This window comes from Bacillus sp. JJ722 (assembly GCF_036963345.1).
Taxonomy (GTDB): Bacteria; Bacillota; Bacilli; order Bacillales; family DSM-1321; genus Bacillus_AD.
On sequence record NZ_JBALMO010000036.1, the window covers coordinates 26,805 to 36,366 of the forward strand.

A 9,562-nucleotide genomic window follows, 5' to 3' on the forward strand; every position below is an offset into this window, starting at 1 on the left:
TTGACTTATCGTAGGGAGTCCATACGGAGCTGGGCGCTGGAGCTAGACACCATGCAACCTTCTTTATCTCCGGAAAAATCCCCTATTAGCTAAAATGCCAATAGGGGATTTCTACACTTATTATTACTTTTTCATCCCGGTATAAATAAGGACCGCATCACGTAAAAATTCAGCAGTACCCGGTTGATCTTTATCATAATAAGCAGTGAAACGCTCATCATCCACATACATTTGTGCTAGACCCGCATGGGCTTCTTTAGAATACGTGTCCCAATAATAGCACAGCCACTCACGATGTAACGCTGCTGCTTTTTGAGCTAATTCTCCTGAAGGGTCACCTGTTTGTAAAGCCTCACTTAATGTTTCAGTAATATCATTAGCAAGCTTGGTCACTTCTTCATACTGCTCTTCTGTCATTCCCTTTACTTTTTGATTCGATTTATTAATCGTTTCATCACTGTATTTTTCCCGAATTTCTTTCCCATATTTGTTCTCATTCTCATCTATCATACGCTGTTTAAAGCCTTCAAACTTTTCTCGATCGGACATAGTTAGTCTCCCTTCCGTTAAAGCAATTGTCTTCTCCACATTCAATATGAGCTGATCTAACTGCTCTCGTTTGGTCAAAAGCTTCTCACGGTGTTCTTTAAGTGCAAGAGCTCCATCGAAGGCAGGTGCCGTCACAATCTTCTTTATGCTTTCTAAGCTTACTCCTAGTTCACGATAAAACAAAATTTGCTGTAATCGATCCACTTCCGCTTGACCATATATACGATACCCTGATGAATTGATTCTTGCCGGCTTAAGAATACCAATTTCATCATAATATCGTAATGTTCTAGAACTAACACCTGCCAGCTTTCCTAGTTTTTGCACTGTATATTCCACGGTAATACCTCCTGACAAAACTAACTATACACCCTTACGTAACGTCAATGTAAACAGGGTTTTCAGAAAAAAAATAAAGAGACTACTTCTTTTTCAAGAAATAGTCTCCTTTTAATTGTCCATATTCAATAGCTAAGTTAGCCTTCCAGCTTGTCAGTGACTCAAACGAATGATTCTATATTAATAAGGTGCATTTTGATGATAGTAATTAGGTGTATTGATCACATTCGGATATGGCTTATGAAAAATATGCGTGGCCGCTGGAGAAAGAGGTGGAATTAGCCAAACCCAGTTTCCTGTAACTAACCTTCCACATTCGGCTTCTTGCCTCTCAAATAACTCAAACTGATGAGCAGCCGTATGATGATCAACAATTGTTACTCCTTGCTCTTTAAATGAATGTAGAACAGCAATATTCAGTTCTACCAATGCCCTATCTTTCCATAAAAAAGCGTTCTTCGATGTATCTAGACCTATTATTTCTGCTATAGCCGGTAGTAAATGATATCGTTCTTCGTCAGCTAAATTACGAGCTCCTATTTCTGTTCCCATATACCAACCGTTGAAAGGCGCTGCATTGTATATAATACCGCCTATTTCTAAGCGCATATCTGAAATAATCGGTACTCCATACCATCTTGCCTGTAACGACTCAAATGAATACTCCGGATGAGAGATCGCTACCTCTTTCACTAAATCTTTCGGAATTTCTTTATACGTAGGTTTTTCCCCATCAGTGGATACAACAAGCGGCAATACATCATAGTTTGTCTTTTGTCCATTCCACCCTAACGATTCACAAAGCTCAGTGAATCGAATAGATTGAGGATCACCTATCATGCCATATTCTGTTTCATAGCCTGCATAGCGAATTAATTGGTGATTATAAATACGAATTTGATCAGTTTCATTTTGGTACGGTTTAAAAATCGTTATCGTCGGTCGAATTCGACCACCATTAGTTGCATATTCAATATGATGGAATAAGGCATCATAAATTCCTTCATGACTCCGAACTTCACGAGCATCCAAAACTGTTAAGCTATTCCAAAACAGCCGTCCAATACAGCGATTACTATTTCTCCATGCTATTCTAGCACCTTGAACAAGCTCATCAAAGGTATGCTCATACGTACCGGTTGACTGTATTTCTTGTCCAATTACTGCCAACCGTTCTGCGATTATATTTACTTGAGATGATTCAGCATAGCATTGTTGAATAAACACTTTTGCTTTTTCAAAAAGCTCTTGTTTTGTAGTCATAGAAATCCCCTTCTTATTCATACATAACACCATTATGCAGTTACATTAACGAAAAAATCTATCATGAACACACTCTAAGATTCGACTATTCGGTGAATAAAGATAAAGTGAAACTTTAACGGTGGGGTTTTCTTCTATCCCCCACCTGGAAAAGAATGATCCCAAGCTAGCTAAACGATTTTTAGAAAGGCTAAAGTATGAGCTATAATTGATTAAAGGTGTCTAAATAAAAGATAAGGATTATAGGTGCGATATGGAAATTGAAAAATTATGGCACAAGCGGTGCTATTCGTATTACAAAAAAATGATGAGGTATTTTTCGCTGATTGCAAGCAGCGTTTTTTATTCAATCCTGCTCATTGGCAGTATATTTGCTTACTACTATATTCAATTTCTACAATGGATTCCTGCCTCTTTTCCAATTGAACTGTTTGCTTCTTTCATACTCTCTCACTGTTTTGTACAAACGAAAGTACGAACATTTATCAAGAAAGCTGATAGCATCTTTTTACTACCTTTAGAAAAAAAGTTAACTTCCTACTTTAGAAAATCGTACTATTATACAGCTAGTATAGATGGATTAAAAATGATTGTCCTACTAAGTATCATCACGCCGCTTATTCAGTCATGGATGCATTTCGGTTCGATAATAGTTATTGCAGGTTTAATCGCTTTAAATATATACTTTGCGTGGTCAATCCAGTGGATGATAAGTAGAACGCAAACGATCATACACACCATTATAAGATTTCTATCACTTTGGTCTATTCTATACTTCATCTTCACAGACAAATGGTTTGTCGCTATCATCATTCTTTTGATCAATATCGGTTTCATATATTACATATATGGAGCTGAATCTAAAAGAGTAAATTGGGATTATTTAATATCTCAGGAAGAGCGAACTGTTTTACAAATTTATAAATTCGTTAATATTTATGTTGATGTTCCACATCTTAAATATTCGTATAAACAGAGAAAGTTGCTTTCATGGCTAGTGAAAAAAGCCGTTCCATATCAGCATTCATCTTTCTTCCGATATTTATTTGCGCTTTTATTTGTCCGATATAATAGTTTCTACTATTTATATATAAGACTAACACTTATTGGATTTATATTGATTTATTTCTTGCCATCTTATCAGTGGATCGCTGTCTTATTGATCTTATTTATGACAGGATATCAATTATTACCTTTACAAACGGCAATTAACGAGATTATTCGCAACTATCCTGTATCTTACCAAGATTTCAAGACTTCTTTCCTGAAACTGTTAACGGTTTTACTAGGTATCCAATTACTCGCTGTCAATACATCACTGCTTTTTCACCCATTTACGAAAGATATAATGTTATCACTTCTTACAGGATGCTTATTTATCTATTTATTTGTTCATTTTTTCGCGCCCAAACGGATTCGTTCGTTCCGATTCTTAGATTAAGAAAAAGAAGCTCACTTAATCCTTATGGTCATTAATTTACTTATGATAAAAACCCAGTAGATAGTGTATTTACTCTACTGGGTTCTTCTAAACTAGTGATTTAGCCTTTTGTTATTTTTACTTTCAATAATAATCTCATACGGTTGATTCTTTATTTTCTCAACCATTTCTTTTGTATGAAGGAACTCATTAATAGTTGCTTCTATACTCTCAATAATTGCTTTGGAATCCTGATCTGTAGATTCAAAAGACGTAGTAATAAAAATTTGCGCTGGTTCTTCTTTATAACTAATTCCCGTTACTTTATATTCTTTCCTAGACATAAGCGGCTCACCAATTTCAGATGTAATAAGAGATCCTACGTCTATATCTTTCCTCTCGTTAATCGTGGTGTTTTCACCATTAACCTTTACTTTAAACCCTTCATACTTATTTTTCTCTATTACTTGTTTTACTTCTTTTTCAATGTGATCTGATTGAGCATATTGCTTAGAGCCATTCATATTAATAAAAACGACTTTTTCAACAGGATCTACCATTACTTCATCAAAAGAATAGTCCAGTTCTGTTAGCCGTTCCTTTACAGCACTTTCAAGAACGTTAATCGTTTCTTGTTCTTCTTTACTAGGTATATACTCTTCAAGCTGCGGTCGAACAGCTACTGAAAAGGCATCATAACCTCTTGATTCTAGTATATTTTCAACCTGTTTCTTCACATCCTCTTTCACTTCTTCATAATAATCTTCGGAACCCATCATTCGAATTTCGATTTCCTTCTTTGGCTTATAAACGGCCCCTACAGAATCAATTTGATAACCCTCTTTCTTTAACTCTTGATAAATGACTCCTGTAACAGACTCCTCCTTTTCAAATAAACTACCCAAGAAAGGAATCGCAGTAACTACTTTTGCCATAGTTGGAGAAAAAATAGGGCTAAAGAATAAGCCTATAATTACAACGGCAGCAGTTGATAGAATCATCAATCGTTTTTTCATTCTAGAAGGCTTTTTATTTTTTTCAACAGTATGTCCTATTTCTATTTTGGCATTTTTTACCCCTAACTTAGCTCTTTCAAATAGTTCTTCGGGTACCTCTATTTTCTCGAATTCTTCTTTTATTTTATTCATAGATTTTTTCCTCCTTCACCATCTTACGAAGCTTGTCTAATGCTCGATACAAAATCGTTTTAGCAGTACCTAATGGTATATCTTTCACTTGAGCGATTTCTTTTAAGGTAAAATCCGAATAAAACTTTAGAAATATAATACTTTTCTCTTGATCCGTTAATGCTTCAACAATTTGATTAAGAGTGATTGAAGTTGCAACATCATAATCTTCTTGACCAATCCACCCCAACGTTTCACGATCCAGATAGACAATTTTTTTATTTTTCCTTAATAGATCATGAGCTACATTTATAGCTATTTTGATTAACCACGTTTTAAAATATTGTGGTTTTTTTAGTGTTTTAATCGTTTTAAATGACCTGTATGCCGTCTCTTGCACTACATCTAATGCATCTTCTTTATTTTTCAGATATACATATGCCATGCGATACACTTCAACCTGACATGTTTGAAATAACTGCAAAAAGGCATCCTCATCTCCATGTTGTGCTTTTCTTACTAAATCAATAATTTGACTCATCTCCTTTGAAAAAATCTTTCTATAACATTAGACGACTACACAATAAATTTGGCTTTCTATTTATCCATAAATTCAAAAAGAGGCTGTCCAAAACGTGATTTTCAATCACTTTTCGAACGCCCTTTTACGCTTTGTTAGCTCTCCGAAGTAGGTCACGTGGAATCTATAAACCTGCTGATTATATTAAAATACCTATATTTGGCGCTTTCGGTCTAGATGCTTAAAAATCTAAAGAATTACTTTCCCACCAAAAATTGTACATAGGACTTATTGGTCAACCCCTTCCATTCATACAAAGATCCCAGTTAAAGCCTCAACAAACTGCTTCACTTCAGGTGTTTTAACTTTCGTAACAACATATGTATACGAAATAGGCAGCGTTATATGATGATGTTTAACTTCAATCATTTTCTTACTATTTAACTCTTCATGAACCATTGATAATGGTAAATAGGAAACACCTAACCCCTTTTCAATAAATTGTTTTGTAATTTCCATCTGCGTAACAGGTAGTGTACGAACGAAAGGATACACTCTGTTAATTTCTAATAGGAGCTCGTCCCAATAAGCTGGATGATTATTCGTTAATAGTCGATATTGCTTTAGCATTTCTTCTTCTATGTAATGCTCAATCTCAAGTGTATTTGGAGCGACCATTATGACAGGATCTCGATGTATAGTCTGATAAGACACATTTGTTTGAATCGGTTTCATCCTTGTTAAACCAATATCAGCTTTACCGAGGCTAACGCTTTCCCCTATTTCAAAGGAATTGACCACATTAATAATAACTTCAATATCAGGGTAATGATCCATAAAAGATCGAAGAAATGAAGGTAGGATAGATGCAGCTATTTGAGGAGCTACAGCAATCGTTAATTTACGGTTATAACCTTGCCTCCACCCATCGAATTCCTCCATGGCCTTTTCATACTTATCGGTTATTTCTTTAGCAGAGGCAAGAAACTTATGGCCTGCAGGCGTAAGTGAAATAGCTTTACCTACCCGCTCGAATAGCTCAATATGCAATTCATTTTCTAATCTTTGAATATGTTTCGTAACGGCTGGCTGTGTCAAAAAAAGCTCCTCGGATGCTTTACGGAAATTCTCATATTTCGCCGCAACAATAAATGTCTTTAACCACTTCATGTCCATTTCAATGACAACCTTTCTTATAACAATCCGTTATTAATTATTAGATTATTGATTATTTTCTATTATATATAAACTCCTTTATAATTTTCATTACAAATAATTATTTGCTTTCAAGATGTCGATTGCATCTATAAATACTTCAATTTTGTCGTGTTATTTGGAAGAAAAGGATAATAAATAAAACCAGTGATTTCTTTTCTAATCACTGGTTTTATTTTGAAAGCTATTAATCACTATTTATAAAAAATATATCTGTTAAACTAAAACTATATTTGAATATTTATAGCATCTCCCTACTCTAATAAAATTGGTCTATCCTTTGTAATCATATACACATCATGCACCATATCCATATTGTAATAATGTTTGACAATTTGTTTCACTTTTTTCATCCCTACTCGCTTTGCTACCGCTTGTGAGGCAAAGTTATTAACTCGAATAATACTCGTAACATAATCGTAGTTGAGTTCATTGAAAGCATAGTCCCTGCATGCAATCGCAGCCTCTGTTGCATATCCTTGATGCCAATATTTTTTCTTAAGTAAATAGCCTATTTCTAGCTTTTCTGTATTCTCTATACGTTGCATCGTTAGCCCAGCTTGGCCTACAAATGCATCTGTTTGTTTGTCGATGATTGCCCAAAGACCAAATCCGTATTGATCATACCTTTTCAGTTGATTAGTAAGCCAGGTTTGCACCTCTTCATCACAAAATGCATGTTCATACGCATACATAACATCTTCATCTTGTAATATCTCACATAATTGATCGTAATCGTCCTGCGTCATTTCTCTAAGGTATACTCGTTTTGTTTCGAGAATTTTCTTCATTTTATTCCTCTCTTTTCTTCTTAATCTCATTATCGATTATGTCGAAGTATAATACTTTATATAGTTACCCTGTAAAAATATTGTATTTTTAGAAAATTACACTTATTCTATTATTGGTAGGACCATTTTGAAGTTATACTCCTCCGCGAAACATTTAACTAACTATAAAGCAGTATCATCTAATTTATATTGGTCAGACCTATCTTAATTTGAGGTGAGAAAATGAATCTTATAGAACAACTAAAAACCATTCTTTCAGAAGAACAAGTTACAACAAATGATGTTATTTTAGAACAACATAGTCATGATGAATCATACCATACCCCACACCTTCCAGATGTTGTTGTATTTCCAAATACGACAGAGGAAGTAAGTAAGGTATTACAATTTGCGAATGACAATAAGATACCTGTAGTTCCTTTTGGCTTAGGGTCCAGCTTGGAAGGTCACGTTGTACCAGAGTATGGCGGTATTTCGTTGGATATGTCACAAATGAATCAAGTGCTAGAGATACGAAACCAAGATTTTCTTGTTCGTGTTCAACCTGGTGTGACTCGTACACAAGTTAATAAAGAATTGAATAAGCACGGTTTATTTTTTTCAGTTGATCCAGGGGCTGATGCGACACTAGGTGGTATGGCTGCTACAAACGCAAGTGGCACAACCTCTGTTCGTTATGGCATTATGCGTGATCAAGTTCGCGATTTAGAAGTCGTTTTAGCTGATGGTACTGTAATACATACTGGTGGTTTATCAGCGAAATCATCATCAGGACTACATTTAAATGGACTAATGGTAGGTTCAGAAGGAACGTTAGGCATTATTACAGAATTAACACTGCGGGTTTTTGGCATTCCTGAAAAAATTACAGCTGCGCGTGCAACTTTCCCAACGATTCAAAATGCGGTAGATGCGGTTGTAGCCGTTATGTCTGCTGGTATCCCAATGGCTCGTATTGAACTAGTAGATACTAGAAGTATTCAACAAGTAAATACATCTTTAGAAACGACATTCGAAGAAGCACCTACCCTTTTCCTAGAATTTCATGGTAGTGAAGCTGCCTTACAATATGATGTAGCTTTCACACAGGACATTTTAAAAGATTATAATTGTATGAACTTTGCTTTTGAACAAGATTCAAAAGCGAGAAATGCGTTATGGGAGCTACGCCATAACTTAGCCTACTCGTTCATTCATAGTGCACCAGGCAAAAAATTAATGGTCACAGACGCCAGTGTACCAATCAATGAGTTACCATCTGCAATCCTTCATTCACGAGCCAAAATTGAAGAAATGAATCTTGATGCAGCCATTGTAGGGCATGTTGGTGATGGTAATTATCACGTTCTTATGATGATTGACTTGTCAAATCCTTATGAAATTGAACAAGCAAAAATATTAAATGAGCACATTGTAAACTTTGCATTATCTAAAGGCGGTACATGTACAGGTGAGCACGGAGTTGGTATAGGGAAAGCAAAATATCAAGCACTTGAGCATGGAGCCGCTTATGAAGTAATGAAAAGTATTAAAAAGACATTAGACCCAAATAACATTCTAAATCCAGGAAAGATTTTTAGGGATATTAATGAATGATTCCAGTGCAGAAGCAAAATCAAAAAGTTTATCAAATTATTTTTAATAGCATAAAAGAATCCATAGTAGCTGGCGAATTTTCACCAGGAGATAAATTGCCTTCTGAGCGTGACTTAGCTACACGTTATAATGTCAGCCGTACTTCCATTCGTGAAGCATTGCGCGCATTAGAAATTCACGGCATCATCGAAAGTAGACAAGGTGATGGGACCTTTATTAAGGCCTCTGATGTTCGAAAGGTCATTGAAGAGTTGTCCATTGCAATTTTACGTCCGGAAGACCATCTTGTGTATGAAATGTTAGAAACTCGACAAGCTTTAGAATCGGAATGTGCCTATTTAGCTGCGCACCGAGCGAACAGCTATGATCTTGAAAAAATACGAAGATGTATTGAAGATATGAGTACAGCGGGTGGTGATCCTGAAAAAGGATTAATGGCTGACTTAAACTTTCACTACAGCATTGCTGAAGCTGCTCATAATTCTATTCTATTAGGTTTAGTTCAAACTTTAGGTGAACATATGAAGAATACGATTCGTATTACTCGCAGCTATCGTTTATCAAACACTAAATTATTTCAAGAAACCTTTAATGAGCATAAAGAATTATATTTGGCTATTGCAAGACGTGATGCCAATATGGCAAAAAAATTAATGGAAGACCATATTATGAAAACTCGACAAAAAATGTCTGAAGCAACCATAGAAAATCTCGAATAAGGCCGTCCGAAAAGTGATTTTCA

The 9,562-nt window shown here is 35.3% G+C and carries 9 protein-coding genes; 3 read left to right on the forward strand and 6 right to left on the reverse strand.

Features of this window, described 5'->3' with window-relative positions:
• Window positions 1-123: 123 nt before the first annotated feature.
• Both V7014_RS05635 and V7014_RS05640 read right to left on the reverse strand, forming a co-directional pair.
• Window positions 124-888 (reverse strand): MerR family transcriptional regulator, encoded by a 765-nt coding sequence (locus tag V7014_RS05635; RefSeq protein ID WP_335505034.1) that lies wholly within the window; start codon window positions 886-888, stop codon window positions 124-126.
• A 180-nt stretch (window positions 889-1,068) separates the two neighbouring features.
• Window positions 1,069-2,151, reverse strand: coding sequence for a nitric oxide synthase oxygenase (locus tag V7014_RS05640; protein WP_335505036.1), 1,083 nt, complete (start codon window positions 2,149-2,151; stop codon window positions 1,069-1,071).
• Between the two features lie 253 nt (window positions 2,152-2,404).
• On the opposite strand from V7014_RS05640, the gene V7014_RS05645 reads away from it, so the two are divergent.
• The gene (locus V7014_RS05645; RefSeq protein ID WP_335505038.1) at window positions 2,405-3,592 is read left to right on the forward strand and encodes an ABC transporter permease; all 1,188 of its coding nucleotides are present in this window, start codon (window positions 2,405-2,407) and stop codon (window positions 3,590-3,592) included.
• A gap of 92 nt (window positions 3,593-3,684) precedes the next feature.
• Here V7014_RS05645 and V7014_RS05650 read toward each other — a convergent pair whose 3' ends face one another.
• The 4 genes from V7014_RS05650 to V7014_RS05665 form a co-directional block, all read right to left on the reverse strand.
• Window positions 3,685-4,719, reverse strand: a complete 1,035-nt coding sequence (locus V7014_RS05650; RefSeq protein WP_335505041.1) for a DUF4030 domain-containing protein — start codon at window positions 4,717-4,719, stop codon at window positions 3,685-3,687.
• Window positions 4,712-5,239 (reverse strand): sigma-70 family RNA polymerase sigma factor, encoded by a 528-nt coding sequence (locus V7014_RS05655; protein WP_335505043.1) that lies wholly within the window; start codon window positions 5,237-5,239, stop codon window positions 4,712-4,714. Before V7014_RS05655 ends, V7014_RS05650 begins: the two co-directional genes overlap by 8 nt.
• 288 nt (window positions 5,240-5,527) lie before the next feature.
• Complete coding sequence (locus tag V7014_RS05660; RefSeq protein ID WP_335505045.1) at window positions 5,528-6,394, reverse strand: LysR family transcriptional regulator; 867 nt, start codon at window positions 6,392-6,394, stop codon at window positions 5,528-5,530.
• Between the two features lie 293 nt (window positions 6,395-6,687).
• Window positions 6,688-7,224 carry a GNAT family N-acetyltransferase gene (locus tag V7014_RS05665; RefSeq protein ID WP_335505046.1) on the reverse strand — a complete coding sequence of 179 codons (537 nt, stop codon included), beginning with the start codon at window positions 7,222-7,224 and terminating at the stop codon, window positions 6,688-6,690.
• 222 nt (window positions 7,225-7,446) lie between these two features.
• On the opposite strand from V7014_RS05665, the gene V7014_RS05670 reads away from it, so the two are divergent.
• Both V7014_RS05670 and V7014_RS05675 read left to right on the forward strand, forming a co-directional pair.
• On the forward strand, window positions 7,447-8,820 hold the full coding sequence (locus V7014_RS05670; protein ID WP_335505047.1) for an FAD-binding oxidoreductase: 1,374 nt from the start codon (window positions 7,447-7,449) through the stop codon (window positions 8,818-8,820).
• A complete protein-coding gene (locus tag V7014_RS05675; protein WP_335505049.1) occupies window positions 8,817-9,539 on the forward strand; it encodes a FadR/GntR family transcriptional regulator in 723 nt (240 codons plus the stop codon). Before V7014_RS05670 ends, V7014_RS05675 begins: the two co-directional genes overlap by 4 nt.
• The last annotated feature ends 23 nt before the right edge of the window (window positions 9,540-9,562 follow it).